This window comes from Enterococcus gallinarum, assembly GCF_021496385.1.
In the GTDB taxonomy this organism is placed as follows: domain Bacteria; phylum Bacillota; class Bacilli; order Lactobacillales; family Enterococcaceae; genus Enterococcus_D; species Enterococcus_D gallinarum.
In genome coordinates this window covers 956502-979624 of sequence record NZ_CP050816.1, presented here as the reverse complement: position 1 = coordinate 979624, position 23123 = coordinate 956502, and the positions used below count along the sequence as shown (strand labels likewise).

The window sequence follows — 23123 nt, the reverse complement described above, 5'->3', positions numbered from 1 at the left end:
CAACGTCCTAAGATCAGCTTGATTGCTTCTTCCGCCTACATGGCTGCTATCTGCTGTTTTGGTCTCTTTTTTTACTTACGTCACAGACTTTTTTTACTTTTCGGGCCGCGTTGCTTTGACCTTTAATGTGCTGACCTTTAAAACGCTGGCTAAAGGGATCATACGAATTTGTTGCCGATCACTTTGCAGTTTCAAAACGACTTGTTCTTTCGCAACCGTTTTTCCAACGATCCAACCGGTAACGGTTTCAAAACTGCCAACCTTCTCGGTTTTCACTTGTAAGACGACCAGATGTTTGTCACTGGCCGCTTTTTGCAAAATTTGCCGAATCTCATTGATCTTTTCAGTTTGATTTTTTTTATCGGCATTGTCACTGAAGAAAGTATCCAACAAGGTTGTCGAAGTCATGACAATCAACTTGCCCAGCTGTCTGATGGGAGATGATTTCTTTTCCATTGGTCTTTCCTTTCTGCTAACAGCAGCGGGTTTCTCTAAAACCGCACATACGTTCTCGTTTATTGCTTTTATTTTAACAAATTTTGAGGAAAAAACAAGCGAACATTCCCTTTATTGGGCAGCATTTTTTATTTTTTCTATCCAAAGGGGCAGTCCTGCTTGAATCAAGCGGTATGTTTGGTTGAAATCTCCTGTGTAATAAGGATCTGGAATATCTTCTCCCTCTCCAGGAACGACACTTAAGTACGTGTAAAGCTTATGCTGCATACCTGCTGGAGCCATTGCTGAAAGGTCCTCATAATTGTTACGATCCATGCCAATGATCCAGTCATAGGTTTCAAAATCCTCAGAAGTGATCTTGCGGGAAACCATGTTCTGCCAAGAAATCCCCGCATCTGCTAATAGTTGACGAGTTCCTTGATGAGGCGGATTACCCGCTTCCCATGAACTAGTGGCTGCTGAATCGATCTGCCAAGGCAATTGACGTTCTGCTATTGCTTGCTTGAAAAGCCCTTCTGCCATCGGTGAACGACAAATATTTCCTAAACAGACAAATAAAACTTTCGTCATGATTATTGCTCCTCTTTTTGATAAATTTGATAAGAAAAAAATTCCACATCTTTTGCCAAGCGAAAGAGTTGGGTCGCGATTTCTAATGGCATTTCCGGAAAATCATCACGAATCCAAGTTTCTAAGATTCCACTACAGCCATAAGAAAAGAAACGGCTGTAAAAAGCAATGTCTTGTTGCGACAATTGTTGCTCTTCATCGACTTCATCAAACAAGCGCTGAAATAAAGGCTCCGTAATTTGATAAAACTCACTCATCAGAATATCCCGGTCATAAGTAACAGATTTCCGATAGAAGGTTCCGTTTTGCCGCATCGCCTTCAACATTTTCAAAGCTGCTTCTTCCCAATTGTCTAGCGAAATGTTTTCAGATGTTAGATAAATCAGCGCATCTGTTTTGTAGATCCAACGAATCAATGCTTTTTTATCCGGGAAATGATAATAAAAGGTTTGTCGATTGATCTGCGCCTTCTCAGCCAGCTCTTGAATGCTGATTTTGTTTAATTCTTTTGTCTCACAAAGTTCAACGAATGTTTGACCAATGACTGCTTTGGTTTGATTCCCTTCTGCCATGGTACACCTCTTTTTCAAATTCTCTCCTTATCATACCAAATTTCCAACTAAAAAAGTATTCTTGCAGAAAAAATCCCAGCTATTTCACTAGCTGGGATCAAAAAAAGAGCTGAAAACAATTTCAGCTCTTTTTTTAATAATGCAATCCTTCACGTCCCAATCGGTTGGGTGAACTTATTTCTCAAATTTTTTTTTCAAAAATTCTCTGCGGATGCCCACGACTTTCTCGGTAAAGTTGACCCAATCCACTGGACGCGGCGGCGCCAGCCACAAAATATGATTGATCCCCATTGCCCCATAAACAGGCATGTTTGAAAGAGTCAGATGAGTCTTTTCATCCGGAAAACTTTGAAACTGAATATTCAAATCGAGAATCTTTTCAATATTGTTGCGAATCATTTGATTATACGAACGACCATAAGAAAAATCGACACATACATAGAGAGGAACAGATATTTCTTTTAATGGGATCGTTGAGATCAATAAAATCAGATAGCGAAAGAATAGAAATTCCTTGTTGTTCCACAAAATGGGTCGGTTCCGGTTAGCTTCAAGGTAATTCCGACAAAAAGCCACATATTCAGGGTATGTTTGCAGGAAATAAGTGACGTCCAAATGTTGATACTCGCATCGCGAACTGAAAGAAAATGAAAGCAGTTGGTAATGAATGTTCGTCAATTCAGTTGTAAGCAGTGCTAGAAGCTCTTGGGAAAGAGCAAAACGACCACTAAGTTCTGTATAGAAATGTTCATTTAATTGGGTGATATAATGATTTTGATCAATGTAGCGGTCATTTTCTACTAACCAGCCTTCTACGATCAGAAACCGCAATATCTCCTTTGCTTCCCGCTCTAAGGTAGTCAGGCTCACCGTAGGCAAGATCTTCGCCAGCCAGTCTTTCAGCTCTTCAATGATTCGTAAGTGTTCAGCATTGATCAAACCATCCTCAACTGTATTTTGCAGAAAATGACCATTGCACATTCGGGTAATAATGATTCCTAAGTATTGTTCTTTGCGGATCTGCATTCGGGCAGATTGCTGAGGGTTCAACCAGCCTTGACTATTAAGCGCATCGAAAGTCTTTCTTTTTGTTTCGATTTCTTTCGGAAAAACCGACTGATTCAAATAGTATTCTTTCATAAAAAACAATAATATGAATTCCCTTATTTCATTTTCTTCACCGATCAATCGAAATTCCTTCGTCACCTCAATGTCATAATCATTAAGGATCTGCTTGAATTGTTTAAATTCTTTATACACAGGCGTATGGCTTAAAAAATGGTTCGTAGCGAATTCATAAAGTGAAGACAGTTGTTCAAAAAAACATTCTTTCAGCATGGAAAATTTCAGTGACTGGTCCAAATAATAGGTCAAGACGTTATCAGAGGTTGCCAAACCAGAAGCATTTAATTTGATCACGGTCCCATCAGTCACAATACCAAACTCTTCATCCAATCCAAATTCATAAAAGTCCGTGTTTAATTCTTGAACGGTCTTGTTGATCAAAAATTCGGACATTGTCAGATTATCCATCAATGCCTCTTTTGTCTCGGATAAAGAAACCGCATTTTCCAAGTATTGAAGCAGCACCAATTTTCGCTTATCCGCTTTATTCAAAAATGTCAAAAACATGCGTTTTCAGGCCTCCATCATTCTTTTGCCCATAAAGGACACTTCCGGTAAATAAATAGCACAAGCTTGTAAGATAAGACGGCTGATCATTGCCATCACCACCTGAATCATCGTCTGGCATTGCTAAGTCGACCGACAGACTATTTGCAAGGAAGATATCTTCCACCGTCACGCGTTTTGCCAGCTGCTTGCCATCAGCCAAAAGCGGTTTTGTTAGATTCAGTAACGGCTGTTCCTTTTGACTGTTTTCTTTTGATTTGGGTTCTTCCTTAGGCGATGCTGGTTCTGCTGCTTTTGGTGTCTTCTCATCAACAGGCGCCTCGTTGATTTCTGGAGGGTCTTTCGGAACGATTTCTTCTGAAGGATTCAGCGGATTATAGATGGTAGCGAATACGACCTGTTCGGTAACAAGGTCGATCATTCCGATAATAATATAGGCTCCTAAAACAAAGCTAAATTTGCGTTTCATTGATTATTTCACCGCCTTAACATAGTTCTATCTGGCATCTCACTTGGGCCTCTCCTCACGTACCATCAATAATCGATGAATCTATCAAAGACAGCCCCACACCATTAGGTGTAGCTGAAAAAGCCAGCTGTTCTTACTTGCTGCTAACTTGTTGTCCTAACTGGAGATCTTTCTCCATAAGACTTACTTTGAGAAACAGGAAAGAAAATGATTCCGCAATGAATCGGCTATCGCTCATCACTTTTCAAAACCAGTTACTCTCCTTCATTCTTTTTCTGACGATGCCAAACAATCAGAAATGCAATGATCACCAAGAGGAGTCCAATCAATAAATATTGCCACGTATGATCTTCTTCGATAGTGACATCTTTCCGATTGAGGTCTCGCGCAACATCGCCAGCCACTGTAAACTCTTTTTTAAATTCCCATCTGTATAAATATCTTTCTTCCTCATCACCATTCTTGACTTTATATTGTCCTTCATCGCTTTTTCCGCTGTAGGCAACAGATTTCAGCAGGTAAGTACCTGCTTCAAGCTTTTGTCCTTCTAATGAGATGGGATAAGAAAAATGGGAATTTGGTGCCATCTGCATACCAGAAGTATCAGAAGAATAGCGGCTGTCGTTTTGCCCTTTTTTAGTGACATCGTTGATCAAACAAAATGAATTCAAATAGGCAGCGGTCGGATTTTGAAAAGTCACATTGATTACATTGCGGGCATTCACTTGATCAGGTTCGACGGCTAACAACTTCAAATCTGGAACGATTTCATCCGTTGTTTGTCTCAACAAAATTGCGACGACATAGGCATATTCATTTTTGATCGCTAATCCTTGATCCTCGGACTGATCAGAGGCTTCTTCCTGCTTTTCTTTTAATGTCAGTCCACCGGAAATCACGCCTTTAAATGATTCTGAAGGCATGCTTACTTTTAAAGGCAAAGTCACTTGAGACTGTTTGGGAATCGTGATGGTCTCTGCGATGTCTACCAAATCCTTCAAATTGTGCGTTAAGGTTTCATCAGGTTCGATATCATTTTGACCATACTCAACAACGCCGTTTAGATTGGTGGTTGCCGAAGCGATCTTCGGCTCAATCACTACGTCCTTATCCGTATCATTTCTTAATAGAACCTCCACCGTTTGAACAGCACCTGGTGACATCTTCAAATCAAAATAAGTCTTAGATTTGTCTATTTGGTTCTCTGGTATGACTGGATTTACTGCAAAATTGAATTCAGAGGCCATGCCTCTTACCGAAATAAAAAAGAAAAGACTTGCCAAAACCAGTATAATGAGCTGTTTACTTTTTTTCATGATGGATTTTCCCTCTCTATCTATGTACCACCCTTACGTATCAAAACCTTACACTTAAAGGGACTGGTTGCTATGGATTTGTCGGGGTATCAGTTAGCAGCCAGGTAAATGTGGTACTGTACTTCACGGCATATTTCGTTGTTGAGCCAGGCACTTCTAATTCAATACTATCTACTGCTGCGAATAAACTGTCACCCCAGCTCATAAGATAAGTACCGGCTCCTTCCCCTTTTTGGGCACTCATGACTAATGATTCAGCCCCATTGGGATCCAGGGTAATCGTGCTTTTAAAATTAGAAGGTTTTGGGGATTCGGATGGTGTAACGATCGTCCCGTTAGTCAAGCGAATTTGAGCTGCTCTTAATTCTTGGTCTTTCCCTGTTTTAAATTGGCCATTTTGTTTGACATGCAACGTCCAGCCGCTTTCCGTTCCTCGGTTATCTGTGACTTGTACAAAATTTGGTCCTTCTTGTTCTGCACCTGCTGCATCCTCATATTTTTGCAATGAGGCATGGTAGACTTCCGTTTTTGAAGTGATTTTTTGCATGCCAAAATACAAACTGGAGGCAAAGTCGATCGATAACGGTCCGTTGGTTCCTGGTTCAGGTTTGCCATCTGGCGTGGTGGGATCGACTGGTTTGATTGGATTGTCTGGATCTGGGTCTATTGGACTGATTGGATCCGTTGGCTCCGTGTTTGGTTCAAAGACAATTTGACCATTTGAATGATAAGCTGCCACTTCTGCTGCTTGAGCAGTGATCGTGCTCGTCATTCCCAATCCTACGAATACTGCTGCGGTTACTATTTTTTTCACTTTTCTGCCCCTTCTTATTCAGTCTCTGGTACATTTTTGAGGTACCAAGTCAAGGTTGTTCGATATTCTTTGGCTAATTTAACCGAACGACCAGGAATGTTTAATTTTACAGCTGCCGCTCCTTCTGATGCATCAGCACCAAAGCGATAGATCCAAGTCCCCATCCCTTTGCCTGCCGGGACATTCACCAAGTTCATTTCACTATTGGGAACAAATGTGTGATTCTCTACTACTGTTGGTGCATACTGCTTATCTGTCACAGAAATTGCTGTTCCGGAAGAAATTGATAATGAAGCCCCTGCTAGCACTTCACTCTGTGCTGTCTTAAATTGACCGTTCTGTATGACGCTAAGAGACCAGCCTTCTTGAGTCCCCCGTTTATCTGTGACTTGCACATAATTCGGACCTGCTAAACTTGAAGTGAACTCTTGCAGTTTTGCATAGTAATCCATTGTTTCTGATGTGATCTTTTGATTGCCAAATTGGAAACTGGAGGCAAAATCAATTGACAACGGCCCAGCAGTTCCTGGATTTGGTCCCATTGGATCCGTGGGATCGACCGGGTCGACTGGTTTTTCCGGATCGGTAGGGTCGACTGGTTTAGTGAGATCATTATCCGTTTCAAAAATAATTGCCCCATTTGATGTATACTCTGCTGCAACTGCGGTGATCGGCAAGATTATTGAACTAAGGATGACGATACCCATCGTTATTAAACTCTTTTTCATTTCATTTGCTCCTTTTTGATAAAATACCTAGTGCTGCCAACAAGCAACCCCCATCGCGAGTTAACTGGAAGAGTCAGAACCCGTTGTGGGTAAGATTTTATGTCCTTGTTGGTCGAATGGCTGATTTCTCAGTACTTTCGCCTATGGTCTTGGATTTTTTGCTGGATATTCCTAAACGCCATAAAATGACGTTCCGCCATTGCTGTCATCCGCGCCTATTTCAGCAGCTAAGGTAGTTGCCAAAAACAAGAATAATCAGCCGAGCAAACTTGCATTAATGACTATTTTTATCTTTACTCTTCTGCCTTTTATGGATTGCCTGGAGCAGATACTAGTTGCCAGGATAACGTTCCGCTATATTCGCCTATTTTTTGCTTTTCTACCGGAACAACTAATTTAAGACCTTTATTCGCTGTTTCTCCCCATTCTTGATTCACATGATAGTCGCCGTTTTCGGTCAATTGCGTCTCTTCAACGATAATTTCCCCATTTGTTAGTAATTGCTCTTCCCCATTTTTTACAAAGAACAACGTATTTTCTAAATGATCTGTCCCATTACTCAAGCTCTGCTGTTCTTTCACAGTGAGCCGCCAAGGACTTCGTTCAGATCCTCGTGTATCTTTGACAATCAAATCTCCTTGAATGTCAGGCCAATACGTTTGAGTGGTGGTAGTGATTTTTTGTGCCCCAAAATCGATAGTTGTCGGTACACTGCTCAAGGTCAACTCACCAGCGATCGCCACATTCACTGTTTTTTCAGCAGTTTGCCCATTTTCGGTGAAATGATACGTAGTTGTGACATTTTTTAGCAGCTCTTCTTCGCTTGTTTGCTGGATCGATTCGAGTGCTTCTGGTGCAACTTGCGGCAACTGCTCGTCTCGACCATCAGCAAAAATCGTTGCGGCTTCCGTATATGCTGCTAAATCAGCTTGATTCGTGATAGCCGTTGCTTCCCCTAAAGTTAAGCGGCTATCTTTGGCAAAGACAGCGAATTGCCGATTGCTTGCCAAGGCACTCTCATTTTTCACGACTACCAGATTGACTGCTTGTTCTACAGATGATTGATTTGCTGCTCCTGCTTTGAATGAAACAAGATGCTTGCGAGAAGTTGCTGACCCCAATGGTTTTTGAATCTCTGCTATTGCTTCTTCCGTCAGACTATCTGTAAAGAATGGGCGTCCTTGTGCCTGCAAATAGTCCAGTGCATCTTCTTTAGTGAGGTTCTCAGCTTCTTGTTCTGTAATGATTGCGTTCTGAGCACGAAGTTCAGCTTGATTCGAGTAAGAAACCTTCACTTGATAGCTGTATTCACCATCGGGAATCTGCCAATCGACTGGATCTGAAGACGATTGTTCTGGGATTGTTTCTGTCGCACTAGCAACTTTGCTTGACTGGATCTGTCCAGCATAAAACCAAGAACCTTTATTCTGGGTTTCTGGTGTAAAGGTCAGTATCGGTAAATTTGACCCAGTATACGGAATAAGCAGCCGCCCTTTTTGAACCTGGATGCCAGCAATATCTGTTCCCCATGCTTGAATCACAAGTGGCGCATTATTTTCTTTAACGCCTGTCACGTCATGAGTGATTGAACCTTGCCCATCAGCGATACCGGGCATTTCGACTTCATAGTCGATCACTGAACCAGGAATCGCAATTCCGTAGCCATTGACTCCCGTCACATCATTGTCCCCAATGAATGTTTTACCAGTCGCTTTTTCGATGCCGCTAAAAGTGATCGGCGTGATCGGCGTCGCATTGTTTGCAACTGGATTGATAGTCAATACTTGGTAGCTTGTGACTTCTCCAAACCAAGTGCCCTGACTTTTTGCTCGTGCTGCAGCATCATTCTCCGTATTTTTGATCCAAGTCAAATGATCTTTTTTTGAATCTGGCACTTCAAAATCGGAAAGGTTGATCCGACCAGTACCCGGAGGAGATTCAATGGTTGCCTCATCTTCGATGGTTAACTTACTGCCTGAAATCATGTTGTTTGCTGAAGAAATTCCAATACCGGCATTTTTCGACAGCTGGATCGTCCCAAACTGGTGATAAGTCGTACTATGGTTGGCCGCTGTAGCTGAGCGCCCATTTTTTATATCCCCACCGGTAGCCATCAATGTCAATCCGTTAGTCACAGTTAATTCGGTAAAATTCACGAGACCTAATCCTGTCATAGATATGGGCTCATCTTGGTAAGCATTGGTTCCATCTACATTCTCGCCAAAATTCATTTTGACTTGATTGGTGCTGTTAGCAACGATTGCATTGGTGAAATTGTCCGTTGCATTTCCGCCAGAGATCCCATTGATACTTTTCGCCCCTTGAATACGCATCTCTACATCGCGCAAAATCTGATTAGAGGAAATATTCGAGTAATAGGTGGTATATAAATTACCAATACTGGAATCTTCCGCTTGAATGTTCATCATGATCTTGCCGCTTCTCGTATTGCTAGCAGTTCGGCCGCCATCCCCATAAATCGTGGCACCGTTCAAGACATCCGATCCTGGTTTTGTATAGATGTTCAGCGTAATCGTATTGGATGTATCTGTTCCGACAATATTTGTACTGTTGAATGGATTTCCGCCAGAAATATTGGTCCCGCTAGGCAGCTTAAACTCACCGTCATAATTTCTTAAATCCAATGTTAAACTTGCATTTCCCAATAGTCTGCCATTATTAGTCACACCGCCAGAAAAACCATTAGAGCCAGTTCGTGGGGTACCGGAAAAGTTCCCGCCGAAAATCCGATTATTCGAATTTCCGTTGATCGTATGAGAACTGGAATCTCCGTATGAAGCCCCTAGAGAGGCATTGATCACCCCATCATAAACCGTTACTGCCACGTTCCCACCAATCAAGAGATCGTTCCAGCCGCCGCCAGACAAGAACCAATCCACTTGTCCGTTATTGACTGTCGTTTCACCATTACCATAGACTCTTCTACCGGTATAGCCAGTACCTTCAAGGGTGTCTACGATCCCTGAGTTCAATGTATTCGATGCATTTCCTTCAATAACTCCAGAGAAAGAGCCGCCATAGGTCCAGCGAGCAACCGTATTATTTAGAATTGTTTTAGTATTCCCTTTGATGTAGATATTCCAGGTAGTTCCCGGATCTCCCCCACCGCCGACAATATCCCAGCCAGATAGTTCCCCTCGATTTTTGGTTGTTGTGGAATAAGCAAGGTTGGTCGGTTTTGATCCTTTATAAGCAATACCGTCTCCACCTGGACTGCCATCTGCTGTAATCGACCCCACTTCAATCGTGGTATTCCCATCAATATAACCGCCGCGACCTGCAGCTGTAGTATATGTTGCACCATTTGAAAAAGAACCGCTGACCAGATGGGAGGTAATATTGCCGTATACTTTGAAACTTGCTCCCGCTTCTGCTAATTGAGCCCGTTGTGCGGGAGTATAATTGTCGTAAGTCGTTGTATTCGAAGCTCCCATCGAACTTTGTGAGAGCGTGCTGACATTGTTCCCGCCGCCGCCATTGAAATCACCGATCCCACCGACACTAGCGCTAGGACCCGCTTTGACCGTATTTACGATGTTTCCATTGATTGTGCCAGAGTATCGATTACCACCTTCAAAAGTTGCCCGGCCTGTAGAATAGAGACTCGAATCAAGATTCGTTACGATGGCATCTTTAGCAGGTTCCGAGCCAATATTTCCATAATAGGAACCGCCGATAAAACGATTGGCTGTCCCAGTCCAGCCTCCACTACCGGAAACAGTGCTGTTGATTCTACCGTCGATCGTTCCATACTGAACCCCTCCGACAAACGTTCCCAACCGAAAATTGGCATTTTTCGTAGCAATCGTCGTTTCAACATTCCCAGTCACATTGGCTGCATTTGTAGCACTTGATCCAACACCACCGCCATAATAGTTTGTCAATGTGCCATTCAATTGCTTGATCGCTACTTTTGTATTGCCATCGATCGTTCCAACATTGGCTCCCCCTGCAATGGTACTTATCCCAGAGACGGTATTGTTTACGTTGATCGTTACATTCCCCTTCAACGTTCCGCCGCTTTGGTTGCCCCCATAAATATTCCAAGTACCTGAACCCGTGTTATTCACATGGATCGTCGGATTGCCTTCCAGATCCCCACTGTTTGTGCCACCATATATCGTAAAGCCATTTCCAACGGCACCCCCATTGAGGAAAAGACTGTGCCCGTTCATGTAAATCGTCGATCCCCTATAGTCGATATTGCGAAACACGATATCCGAGCCAAAATAATTATTCGTTGAGAAATCAACCCGTCGACTGCCTGAAGCCAATGTTGTCGCATCTGTGATGGGATCGTTAGCATGACCAGTTAATATCAAGCGACTAACTTTCCCTTGTAATGCATAAAACGTGATATTGCTACTGTCTACTGTGCTTGGTATTGTTTTGGCTGTCAGATCAGCCGGTAAAGTCAAGGTACCCCCTGATCCGACATACAAAGCAAACTCACCGCCATTGCCATTTTGATACATATCAAACAAGGCTTGCCGAAAGCCATCGACACTATTTGCATACTCAGCGTAAGTTTCCCCATCGCCTGCAGGACTTGGAACGGCAACAAGTCGTGAAGGATCTGCACTTGCAATAATATCTTTGATGGACAGGTCTACTAAGGAACCGCTAGACCGGACACTCACGCCCTGTTTAAAAACTGCTAGCAGGATCTGATCATGATCTAGGTCCACGTTTTGCAATGCTTCATTACTATAAATTTTTCCTTCTAGCTGCCAGCCTTCAAAGGATGCCGGATTTTTAAAGGAAGGAATGTCCGTTGCTGTAAGACGTTCCCCTTTTTTCTTGCTGATTTGAAGGCTTGTTTCTCCTGTTTCCAACAAACGCCCTTCAGCACTTTTGAAGGTTATCGTCAGTTCTTCTGACTCTTGTGAAGAACTAGTAACAGATTCTTGGGAATGAGATTCAGATGCTGAATGTGCTGGCGATTCATCCGATTCTGCTGTTTCAGTCGCTTCAGATGTTTCGTTTGTTTCGTTATCCTGACTTGCGGTACCTTCACTGCTTTCACTGCTACTTTCTCTGTTACTCGTGATACTTTCCTTATTATCTATATCGCTAAGCTTTTCTAACTCGTTTAAAGTATCCGTTGTTTCACTTTTTTGCGCGATACTTTCTGCATGTGCAACTACCTCTGTATATGAAAAACAAGGAGAAGATACTAATAGAAAAACAAGAAAATTGGTTAAAAAACGATTCACTTTATCCCTCCTGACTGAGTGAAAATGAGTAAAATATTGCGCAATACACGCATTATGCTATCCATAGTCTATATCCAAATAAAAAAAGGATTATAATTTTTTTTCATCCATTCCAAAATTATGATTATAAATTGACATCCTAACCGCTTGTTTCTTCTCATTTTTGGCCTTGTCAGGCAGTTTGTTTGACATTTACTTGAAATGCTTGGAAAGGATAAATTTAGAGTTAATTTCACCTAGCATACTAAAAAAACGTAAGAGTTCAAGAGATATAATTAGAATAAGATTATAAAAATCACATAATAAAGCAATCTTTACCACTGAAAAATTAATCTATTATCCGAATTATTTGTACTTGATGCCCCTATATAGAAATCGCTAACATCATTTATATTTCATAGAATTAATAATGTTATAACGAATAATAATTCACTGTATTTTCTAAAATAAAATAACTCAAAGTATAATAACCGAAAAAAAATTTATAATTTTTTCTAAACAACATTAGAAAAATAATACAATCATAAAAAATAAAATAACTATTAATCTAATTTAACAGCATGTATTTTTATTTCCGTGCGCAAAAAAAGCACCAAACAGTCCTCTGTTTGGTGCTTCATTTTCAATTATTTGGAAAAGAACGTCCATCAATAAATGTTGTATAGATATGCTCGTCCTCTACTTGCTCTCCTTGAATCGATTTGACGATTTTCTCTGAAGCAATCATTCCCCAACGATGCTTCGAGTAAGAAATTGTCGACAACCGCGGCTGTATAAACGCCCCTAATTCTGTATTGTCAAAACCAATGATGCGGATATCTTCTCCGATTTTTAAGTCTGTTTTACGTACATACTTATAAACCCCGATGGCCATTTCATCGTTTAAGGCAAAGATATCGATTGGTCTTAGCGGATTTTTTGCTAAAATTTCTTCTGCTCCCCGATACCCTGAGGGTTCAGTAAAATCACCAGCTATTACATCATAGGAAATGCCAAATCGGGTAAGCTCTTTGATACTGGCTTCTAACCGTTCTTGACTATCATAACTTTTTTCAGGACCAGCAAGTAAAAAGACATGTTGGCTGCCACCTGAAATCAATTTATCAATAGCCAGTGCCGCACCACCTTTATTATCCAAAAGGACTTGATGGATATTTTCATGATCGAGGATCCGATCTAGTACAACGATTTGATGTCCCCGCTGAGCATACCGCTCAATTTCCTCTGAAGGAAAAGTCCAATCTAAAATGATGGCTCCATCGATCATACGCTCTGGTATAAACAAATGGGATTTTTTGCCGCTGCAAACAATCATTTCGTAACCAAAAGTCTCGAGACTTTTTTTAATCCCGTCTAGCAACTCTCCATAGAAACTCCCCGCGTAGTCTGCGAGGTACACGCCAATGATGTTCGTTTGTCTGCGCTTCAGTGTACGAGCAGCCATGTTCGGAACATAATTCAAGTCACGAGCAATCGCTTGGATACGGGCGCGCGTCTCCTCCGTCACTTTAGGGCTGCCGTTCAAAGCATAGGATACAGTGGAAATAGACACACCGGCTTTTTTAGCAATATCTTTGATCCCTACCATGGCTCCTCCTTTCTATCGATAAATATCGATATGATTTATTTCCTTATTGAACAACGGCAGCACTGCTGATTTGTCTAAACAAAAGGCCCCTTTTCGATAGCTGTTTTCTGCTAGTGTATAGTCTACCGGTTGGCCATTGATCAATACCTGTTCTTTTGACGCTTCGTGAAAATGGATCTTAACCGGTTGATCAAAGACCCGGTAGGTCATCGTTAAGTCAGATAACTCAGTTGGCAAGACAGGATCAAGGAACAAATCATCTGCCATTTCGCGAATGCCCAAGACATTGCTGATCAATTGATTCAAATAGATACCTGGTCCGCTGGAGTACACGCGCCAACCGCCTTTTACACCGACGCTTCCATCTCTAAGTTTACCAAAATTCTCTTGGGCTTCAAGCCTTGTTTTGAAATCGCCGTCAGAGCTGCTGAAATAGACATTGGCTTGTCGCAGTTCTGCATTTGGCACGCGTTCTTGCAACTGAATAGGATTGATGACCCCTAAAGCATGCCAAGTTTCTTCTTTTTGTCCCAATTTGGCCATTGCTTCAGTAAAACGGATGTGGGCATGAACATATTGCAACCCGATTTCCCGACCAAAGTTCGCTGCTTGCTCTGCACGTTTGAAATTCGTACTGACCCCACCATGATAAGCCGCTGGACGATTCATCAAGCGAACGCCATCTGGATGTTGCAAGTGTTCTTTGATGATGCCTAAATGGTGCTCGGCTTCGTCCGGAGAAAGTAATTCACCGATCATGCTTTGCTGCATCGGCAACAATCGGTACTGAATCCCTGTCTTTTTGTCTTCTGGATGGATCATCAATTCCACATGTTCAGGGTCTTCCATATAAACAAATCCTGGGATGGTTCCTGAGGACAAAATGTATTTATCAAAATCTGTACGAATGCCGCTGACGATGGTTTGTAAATGATCAGCATAATTTGGATCATAGTCTTTCAGCTGTGCCGCTAGTTTCTTCATCACTTCATAAGTTAATGCAACTGTCCAACTGCTGGCCATCTGCTTTTTCAATTTGCTATTGTTTGGCTGCAGGGTATCATCCCAGTCCCCATCCCCATAACATGAAAGATACGTACCTTCCAAGAAATTCGCTTCGATATATGCAATCTCTTTCTGTAAATGATCATAAAGAGAAGCAGTTTGACTTGTCTTTAAGAACGTTTCGCGATCTGTATAAGGTATTTGCGTTTCTAAAATCGCGAAGTCCTTCGTTTTTTCCAAGTAATCGCTGACGACTTTCATTGGCCACACAATCACATCTCCATGACTTTCGTCGGCTTTTTGTTTTTCGTAGCGGTCAAACATAAACCATTGCGGCCAATTGCCATCGTCGGCAAATTGATTGGCAAAGAGGTGTTTGATGATCGACGCAACGATCTCTGGACGATTGACTGCTAAGAAAAATTCTGTTGGTCCTTGTGAGACATCTCTGGTCCCCCAAGCAGCACCGCCATACTGTTCCAAACCATGAGGAGACAAATAATGGACCAGCATGTTGTGCGTGTACCACCGAGAGAGCAAATTAAGAGTTTGGACTTCTGCTTGGTCATGGGTCAATTCAAATTGATTCAGCAGTGAATCAATGAACGTCACATATTTTGCTTCTTCTTGCTGCTTAGAAGACGCTTGTTCTCGGTAAGGATCTCCGGTCAACGTTCCTTGAATCTTAAGGGTAACTTCTGACTGATCCGCAAATGTCAGAACAGTTAGTGCGCCATCACTGTTTTCTTGTAAGAACAAGGAATCATCTGTCACATCAAAAGGCTGATCCGCCTGCAGATAATAAGTTAATTCTGGATACGCTTCTTTTACTGGTGACATAGTCCCGCTTGTGATCACTACTTGCTGCTCTTTTTTCACAACCGCTGTCGGTGCTTCTTCATCTGGTCCCATCAAAAACTGGTTGCTGATGGCCCATGAATAAGCCTTTTTGCTATGGATCGTCGTTCGGATCTCACGGCTGTCAAGCAGTGTATACGTCGTGACCGTGATCAAATCATCTGCTGTTTTGTAATACCACGTTGCAGAGTTCAGCCCCATCTCGAACGCAGATGGCATCGTCAATAAGCGCCACGTATCCTGTTCTTTCAAGTAGATCCGCTGTCCTGATCGTTTCATGACATTCAACGCATTACGGCTGTTACTCAATAATTTATTCATTGACGTATTCCCTAGAACGATCTGCGAATTGAAAATACCATACATATAAACCGTCGTACTAAGCAACGGCTGATCTACCACTAGATCACTGCCACTCAGCAATATATGCCCATGAGCCCGTTCCACGGCACTTTCTTTTTCCTTCAACACAACGTGACGGTAGTTTTCGGTAAAAAATGAATACATTTGGCCATCGATTCGTTCCATTGCTTCCTGTTTTGGAAATAGCGCGGAAATATCTGCTTCTGACAAGGTCTCTCCAGTCAATGCTGCTCCGAGTTGTTTTGCCGGAAGTAGCTGTGTCGTCAATGACTCAAAAGTCAATTTTTGAAACTGTTCCTTCAGAGAAGGGCGGTCGAATTGCGGACCGGATACTGCTTGTGGCTGATCTGCCTTGACAGCACTATAAAAAATGACTTCTGTTGTTTCGTCAGATAGCTGATAAGACTCGGACTGCAAAGCAATGTAGGCAAATTCATATTGATACACTTCATTCGCTAATGTTTCGTGCGCTAAGGCTTGCGGCAAATTAGTCACCTTGTATGTTCTGCCAAAAAATTGATACCCATCTGTTGAATAACTCCGCAAGGGTTGGAAACTTCCTTGTTCGACTAATGGAAATTTGCCGGATTGCGGTTGATTTTGACGAGAAGAGACGACGATCGTTCCGTTATCCTGAGTCACGTGGTGATCCAGATATTGAGAAACATACGCTTCATTGGACTGAACTGCTCCTTTTAGTGCATTGCCTATATCTTGACCATAAATGATATCTGCTTTTCCAGAACCCGTTAACTGGATTCGCCAAAACCAGCAATCTTCTGCCAGTTGCAAGTCCACTTGATAATGAACGTCCAAAAACTCTCCTGACCAAGACAACTGCTGTTGGGAATACCCAAACTTACTGGCTGAATTAGAACCGACCATCGGTGTCCAACGAATCCCTTCTGATGTATAGACTCGCAGATACAATTGATTCAAACTGCCGTCTAACGGATTGCCATTTAGTTGATTGATCATCATGCCATTGCTATCTATTTCATACAGATCCCCAGTTTTCAAAAATCTCAGGCGTGTCTGATTCTTTTCAAGAGTAATATATTGTGTCATATAAACCTTCCTATCCTTATCTTACGAATTTGAATGTAGCCATCTGCAGATCGCGACTGTTGCTGCCGACCATGGCTTGGAATGTGCCAGCATCACTGGATGTTTCCTGATTGCTGTGGACGTAACGCAACATATCTTCCGTAATTGAAAAAGTTACTTCTTTGGTTTCCCCTGGTTCTAACCATACTTTTTGGAATCCTTTTAATTCTTTGATTGGTCGGACAACTTCACCAACGAGGTCTCGCAGATATAACTGGACGGTTTCTTCACCAGCAAAGTCGCTATTATTCTTGATCTGAAGGGATACTGTCAGTGTCTCTTCAGCAGACAGTTGTGATTTATCTAAACTTAACTCACTATACTGAGCCTCGTGATAGCTCAAACCGAAACCAAAAGGATATTTTGCATAGTTGGAGACATCCAAATATTTCGAGACATATTTTTCATCAGGTGCACTTTCATAAGGACGACCGGTAGTTTCAGTATTGTAATAAACAGGTACTTGACCAACTGTTTCTGGGAAAGACATACTCAAACGGCCGCTTGGATTGTATTGTCCCCATAAAAGATTTGCTAATGCGTGACCACCTTCTGTTCCAGGGAACCATGCTTCAACGATGGCTTTTGCTTCATCAATGCCTTGAAGATCTAATGGACGACCATTATACAAGGTCACAACGAGTTGCTCATTGACTGCCTGCAATTGTTTGAATAATGCTAACTGCGCTTCAGGCAAGCGAATATCGCTGCGGCTCGCTGCTTCTCCGCTCATCCAGTCTTGTTCACCTAGTGCGAGAACCACTTTATCTGCTTGTTTAGCTAATGTAACAGCTTCATTGATCGCTGCTTCTGTTGGCGCAAAATAATCGAATGGTTCTTTTCCATAAAGAATGTTCTCTGAAACTGCTTTGCTCCCTTCGATCAATGAAACGGCTTCTTCTTGTTTCCCTTGCCATGACCATGCACCTAAAATATCTTTAGAGTGAGCCGCTGGTCCAATGATCGCGACCGTCTCCGTTGATTTAAATGGTAAGATGTTCTCATTCTTCAATAAAACCATTGATTTTTGAGCGATTTCTCTCGCGGCTGTTCGATGTTCTTGCGAAAGTACGACCCTAGCTTCAGCAGCTTCATCTGCCCCACGATGAGGATTTTCAAAAAGACCAAGATCATTTTTAAGGGTCAAGATCCGCAATACTGCTTCATCCAATAACTCTTCCGCAACAGCGCCTTCTTCGATCAATTCTTTCAAATAATCGTTGTAGCAAGTCGTCATCATTTCAATATCGACGCCTGCTTTGATCGCTAATTCTGCCGCCTGTTTCTCATCCTCTGCTGCGCCATGGGCAATGATTTCTTTGACCGCACCCCAGTCAGAGATCACTACGCCATCAAAACCAAATTCTTTTCGCAACACATCACGGAACAACCAGCGATTCGCTGTAGCCGGAATCCCATCTACCGTATTAAAGGAAGTCATCACCAATTTTGCCCCAGCTGCTAGTGCGGCTTGGTAGCCTGGTAAGTAACTTTCCCGCAATTGACGCTCAGACATATTGACTGTGTTGTAATCACGACCGCCAATTGCTGCGCCATACGCCGCAAAATGCTTCACACAAGCGGCGACCCGTTCAAAATCATTGGTCAAATCTTCTCCTTGGTAGCCTTTCACGAAAGCCTCCGCAAGTCGACTGTTCAAGTAGGGATCTTCTCCGGTAGATTCCATCACTCGTCCCCAACGAGGGTCTCGGACTAAGTCCACCATTGGCGAGAACGTCACATGGAGCCCAGACACAGCGGCTTCTCTAGCTGAAATTCCGGCCATTTGTTCCGCAGCATTCAGATCCCACGAACTACCTAGAGCCAATGGAATCGGGAAGATTGTTCGAAACCCATGGATAATATCTGCCATTAGAATCGTCGGGATCTGCAGGCGATTGTTTTTGATGTATTCTTGTTGTACTCGGATCGCTTCTTTGGCACCGGAAACGCCTAGCGTTGTTCCAGCGTTGTTGATGGTTTCTTGGGTCAGTCCCAGATCACTCATCGGTCCGGTTTTTTCTTCCGCTTTGTCTGAATAAAACGCAGCAGCCAGTTGCAATAATTGATCGATTTTTTCATCGATAGTCATTTGTTCAAGTAAGTGCGTCAATTTTGTCTTTTCCATTTTTGTTCCACCTTTATCGTTCATCGAATCGGAGATCTGCTTCCAACGGGAAATGATCGGAAGGAAACCGTCCGTCACAAGAATCCGTCAAACACCCGGTTTTAATGATTCGAAATCCTTTAGTATAAATATAATCAATTTCTTCTAACTGGTTCCATGGGAGTTGATAGTCAAAATTTTGATAGGAACCTCTGGGACCGTAATGTCCTTTTTCATTTTGTTCTTTTGCGTTAACAAAAATCGTTTGCAGGGATTCATGGACGCGTTCAACTGCTTCTGCATTGAGATCCCCCATTAGTAAAACGGGTAAAGCGGCGATTTTATCCGCTAACCGTTCCAAGATGACTTTCATCCCTTCAAAACGGGCGATTTCTGAAATATTGTCCAGATGCGTATCGATGACTAAAAAGTCATGTCCTTTTCTATCTCTTAGTACCGTCCACAAACACAGACGCAAGTATTCCGCTTCTGGATGAATACTTGGCACATCAGGTGTCAGAGATAACCAAAATGAGCCTGAATCTACTTTAGAAAACATCGTCTTCTTATAATAGATCCCGATACCTTCTCCTGTTCCATCGCCGTCTCGTTCAGCAGTTACCGACTCGTAATCAGTCAATCTTGCTAAATCAGCGACTTGCGTCGGCCGGACTTCTTGTACGCACAAAATATCCCAATCATGATAATCGATCAATGCCAATACTTTGTCCGCACGATAAGACCATTGCCACTCTTTATCGTAATCCGTATCCACACGTAAATTGTAAGTTGCCACTTTCATTTCTTCATATCCTTTTTAACAATTTTTGGATCTGTTGCATTTCTTTTCGAATCTGTTTGGCTTCACCGCCGCCATGCCCTTTGTTTAAATACACAGTTAATTGTTTTGGGGTTGAGATTCGATGGTAACTGACAAAAAAATCGGTCATTGGGCAGATAGGATCCTGGCTCCCTACTGAAGCAAAGACAGGGCCAGTGATTTTTGCTGCCAGATTTTTCAAATCATAGTAGGCCATTTGGTAATAGATGGTCTCCTTGCTATCTGGAAAGGTATCAATATATTCTTGCATCACATGATAGCTCCCAGTTCTGCTTTCGATGCGGTGAGAAATATTCGAGTGACTAGGAACATCTGCAAAAGTCGCAAAGATTGGCGTTTCAGCCAGCGCATTGACAATTAATGCAATCCCGCCGCCTTGTGACCCGCCTCTTAAAATCACTCGTTCAGAATCAATCTCCGGCAGCTCTGCTGCGACCTCTAGCAGGCGAAGACTATCTGCAATCATGCGTTTCATATAAAAATCTTCTTTTTTTAAAATTCCTCGACCAAACGGTGCCTCATGTTGCGTCGTTTCATAAGGATGTGTATCTTTCGTACGGCCGCCTTGCCCGCGATTATCGATCACCAAGCAGGCACAATCAATCAATGCCCAGTGGGCAAACTGAAAGGGTTCCTGTAGGTGATTCATATAACCTAAATAATCGATGACGATTGGAAGTTGGCTCTTATTTTTCGGAACTAAAAGATAGCCGTAAATCGTTTCATTGTATAAACTTTGGAAATTGACCTGATAGACATCGATTCCTGTCAGCAATGCTGGTTGTTGCTTTCGTTCAAACGCTAATGGAATCTGTTTGATTTCTTGTTTGACTTGTCGCCAAAAACGGTCGATTTCCTCCTGAGATGGTTCATTTCTAATTGATTTCATTGACGTCACCCTCTTTTGCCCACACCTTATGAAAGAACAGTACTTGCAGATAAGCGAATCCTGAAATACCTAAACATACGAATAAGAAAGAATTGATCTTATTCAGCAATAGAAATACGAATACTGGAATCACTAGCAAGATGATCGCATTTGCGGTACTGCTCAACACCGCATAGGCAGTTTCGTGTGCGGTTTGTTTGACTGTGGAAGAAAACAAACAAAACAGTAGGACAAACACCGTCAAGAATAAACCAGCTAAACTGCTGAGTATCACTGCCAACACCCCAAGATAAGTGGTGATTCCCATCAATCCATAAATGATCGCCGCGGTGACAGCAACATACCCCACGATGATCCCTTCAAGTACGATTCCACGTTTGATATTTGCTAGAAAAGCTCGACTATACCGTTGCCAAACTGGAACATCTTTTTCTTGGTAAAGCTGATCGATGGTTTGATACAAGGCGATCAAGGCTGGTCCTGTCAGTACAATCGTGACCGCAGGAACAAGGAACAAAAAACTTAATAGGATCATATCCGCGGCAAAGGAAAAGACACGATAGTACCATCCTTCATAAGAGAAAATTTGTTTCATCTCCACTCACCTGCTCCCTTTCTAGTTTCAATCCTACTGATTTCTTGTTGTTTTCTTACTCATCTCTTGTTTATTATCCTTTTGCTAAAGTAGTAAAAAGATCCTTTTACATATACTTTTGTTGGTACATTTCTACATCTGCTCGTCTACACTGCGCTTCGCCTACAGTTGCTTCTAGGCTGGCGCCAAGAAGAACTTGCATGTCTTGCTTTGTAAGCCAATCGCAGTGTTTCAAAGCACCGAGTAGGTACTTTTCTACATCTGCTCTGCCTTGCTTTGCAAGCCAATCGCAGTGTTTCAAAGCAAAAAGAGGAAAGGTCGTTGGGTCTCGCTTTCCTCTTTTCATCCTTTCTATAACTGATTATTTAAGTTTTTCGCGGTTTTCTGCCATTTTTTCAGATTTGACTTCTTTGATTGCATCCCAATTGTTGGAATCTAAAAAACTTTCAAAATCAGACAGTGTTGAATCAAACGTTTTTTCATCTTTTGAACGAATCAAGGAGATGACTGTGCTATTTAGTTTTGTTTTGATCGAATTATTGGAACGAGCTTCTGCAGTCCCAGCATCTGGATCTGTGTTCTCAATAACAAAGTGCGGATAAAGTTTTCCTTCACCCCATTCTTGCATTTGGGTTAATGCGCTCTCTGTTTCTACTTTCAATGCATTGACACGGTCATTGTTGAAGTAGTTGAAGCGACTGATACCATATTTCTTGTTGTACCCTTCGTTATCTGTTTTCTCCATTTCTTTTACTTCAGGTAAGTAATCGATTTTGCCTTCGTCATTGTATTCATAAGTGACGCCTTCAACACCGAATTTCGTCAAGATTTGTCCTGGTTCATCGATCAAGTAAGTGAATAGTTGAGTGACTTTTGCTGGATCGACTGCATCTTTTGTGATGTAGTTGATCAACCAGCCTGAGATACCGGTTTGATTCAATGTTGGTTTCCGGCCTGATGTGCTGGCTGGTCCATCAATAGCAATATAGCGAGTATCAGAATTCTTCATAAATTCAGTAAAGTTGCCGCCTTGACCACTAGTTCCTGCAACAAGCATCGTTGCATATTTCCCTTGTTTTACTTTTTCATCATAGGTCGGACCGTCATCTGTAAAGCTGTCATCACTGATGTTGCCTTCACGGTATACTTTGTTGAATGTTTTCAACCAATTGATATATTCTTCATCTAAGTTGCGGTCATAGTAATTACCAGATTCATCTTCTAATGGAACACCTAAGAAGTCTTGTAATTTATCTAAGAAAGGACCTGCTGTGTCACCGACAGTCGTGAAGCCCATTGGGGTTAGATCAGGATATTTCTCTTTGATTTGATCCATTACTTTGACAAAATTTTCTGGTTTAGAAATGTCTGGTTTGCCAAGTGCTTCATAGACATCTTCACGAATGACGAAGTTATCATTTACCGGAATATTGCCGCTTTCATAATCGGCTGCTGTATTCGAATAGTTTGGATAGCCATATGTTTTGCCATCGTCTAATGCAAACCAATTGAAGGTATCTTCTGTTACGACATTCAATAGGTAAGGATCATATTTTTTCGCTAGATCATTCAATGAGTAAGCCCAGCTATCTGCTTTAGTGGCTGCTTGACTGGTTTTGTCCATCAATGTCACGATGTCTGGCATATCGCCACTTGAAATAAGTGCATTCAACTTCGAGTCGTCTCCGGAAATAAATTCGATATCGATATTTAAATCTTTCTTGATCTGTGCGGTGGTAACATCTTCCCCAAAAGGTAATGCCGTCCAGTCTGAGTTGATGTACCAAGTGATTTTAGTTGGTTCTTTTTTGGTATCAAGTTTCCATGCTGGTGTTTTCTCATCAAGCTCATAACGATCTTTGATCGAAAAATCTGAGCTGCTAGCGTCATCCGAGCTGCCGCCACATGCTGCTAAGCTAAGTAATGCTGTTGCTGCCAATAAACTGCCTAATACTTTTTTCATACTGATCCCTCTT

Annotated in this window: 16 protein-coding genes; all 16 read right to left on the bottom strand. The window is 42.1% G+C overall.

Annotation, left to right across the window (positions count from 1 at the left end; translation table 11 throughout):
• Positions 1-93: 93 nt before the first annotated feature.
• A complete protein-coding gene (locus HED61_RS04815) occupies positions 94-456 on the bottom strand; it encodes a hypothetical protein (protein WP_005470095.1) in 363 nt (120 codons plus the stop codon).
• A 111-nt stretch (positions 457-567) separates the two neighbouring features.
• A complete protein-coding gene (locus HED61_RS04810; RefSeq protein ID WP_005470093.1) occupies positions 568-1026 on the bottom strand; it encodes a low molecular weight protein-tyrosine-phosphatase in 459 nt (152 codons plus the stop codon).
• 2 nt (positions 1027-1028) lie between these two features.
• Positions 1029-1598 carry a TetR/AcrR family transcriptional regulator gene (locus tag HED61_RS04805; protein ID WP_005470091.1) on the bottom strand — a complete coding sequence of 190 codons (570 nt, stop codon included), beginning with the start codon at positions 1596-1598 and terminating at the stop codon, positions 1029-1031.
• A 174-nt stretch (positions 1599-1772) separates the two neighbouring features.
• Entirely contained in the window at positions 1773-3230 is a 1458-nt protein-coding gene (locus tag HED61_RS04800; RefSeq protein ID WP_219645207.1) for a helix-turn-helix domain-containing protein, read from the bottom strand.
• On the bottom strand, positions 3208-3699 hold the full coding sequence (locus HED61_RS04795; protein ID WP_219645208.1) for a hypothetical protein: 492 nt from the start codon (positions 3697-3699) through the stop codon (positions 3208-3210). Before HED61_RS04795 ends, HED61_RS04800 begins: the two co-directional genes overlap by 23 nt.
• 254 nt (positions 3700-3953) lie before the next feature.
• Positions 3954-5015: a DUF916 and DUF3324 domain-containing protein gene (locus HED61_RS04790; RefSeq protein WP_029486287.1), complete on the bottom strand. Its 1062-nt coding sequence runs from the start codon at positions 5013-5015 to the stop codon at positions 3954-3956.
• Positions 5016-5085: 70 nt separating this feature from the next.
• The gene (locus HED61_RS04785) at positions 5086-5787 is read right to left on the bottom strand and encodes a WxL domain-containing protein (protein WP_096710914.1); all 702 of its coding nucleotides are present in this window, start codon (positions 5785-5787) and stop codon (positions 5086-5088) included.
• 56 nt (positions 5788-5843) lie between these two features.
• A complete protein-coding gene (locus tag HED61_RS04780; protein WP_021150589.1) occupies positions 5844-6557 on the bottom strand; it encodes a WxL domain-containing protein in 714 nt (237 codons plus the stop codon).
• A gap of 308 nt (positions 6558-6865) precedes the next feature.
• Positions 6866-11794: a hypothetical protein gene (locus HED61_RS04775; protein ID WP_021150590.1), complete on the bottom strand. Its 4929-nt coding sequence runs from the start codon at positions 11792-11794 to the stop codon at positions 6866-6868.
• 622 nt (positions 11795-12416) lie between these two features.
• Positions 12417-13382 carry a LacI family DNA-binding transcriptional regulator gene (locus HED61_RS04770; RefSeq protein ID WP_003128108.1) on the bottom strand — a complete coding sequence of 322 codons (966 nt, stop codon included), beginning with the start codon at positions 13380-13382 and terminating at the stop codon, positions 12417-12419.
• Positions 13383-13394: 12 nt separating this feature from the next.
• Complete coding sequence (locus HED61_RS04765; protein ID WP_021150591.1) at positions 13395-16676, bottom strand: GH36-type glycosyl hydrolase domain-containing protein; 3282 nt, start codon at positions 16674-16676, stop codon at positions 13395-13397.
• A 16-nt stretch (positions 16677-16692) separates the two neighbouring features.
• Positions 16693-18843, bottom strand: coding sequence for a glycoside hydrolase family 3 N-terminal domain-containing protein (locus HED61_RS04760; protein ID WP_219645209.1), 2151 nt, complete (start codon positions 18841-18843; stop codon positions 16693-16695).
• A 13-nt stretch (positions 18844-18856) separates the two neighbouring features.
• Positions 18857-19624, bottom strand: a complete 768-nt coding sequence (locus HED61_RS04755) for an endonuclease/exonuclease/phosphatase family protein (protein WP_003128105.1) — start codon at positions 19622-19624, stop codon at positions 18857-18859.
• A 4-nt stretch (positions 19625-19628) separates the two neighbouring features.
• A complete protein-coding gene (locus tag HED61_RS04750; protein WP_005470078.1) occupies positions 19629-20552 on the bottom strand; it encodes an acetylxylan esterase in 924 nt (307 codons plus the stop codon).
• Positions 20539-21147 (bottom strand): DUF624 domain-containing protein, encoded by a 609-nt coding sequence (locus HED61_RS04745; protein ID WP_003128102.1) that lies wholly within the window; start codon positions 21145-21147, stop codon positions 20539-20541. The genes HED61_RS04750 and HED61_RS04745 overlap by 14 nt, the downstream gene beginning before the upstream one ends.
• Positions 21148-21508: 361 nt before the next feature.
• Positions 21509-23110 carry a type 2 periplasmic-binding domain-containing protein gene (locus HED61_RS04740; RefSeq protein ID WP_003128100.1) on the bottom strand — a complete coding sequence of 534 codons (1602 nt, stop codon included), beginning with the start codon at positions 23108-23110 and terminating at the stop codon, positions 21509-21511.
• Between the last annotated feature and the right edge of the window lie 13 nt (positions 23111-23123).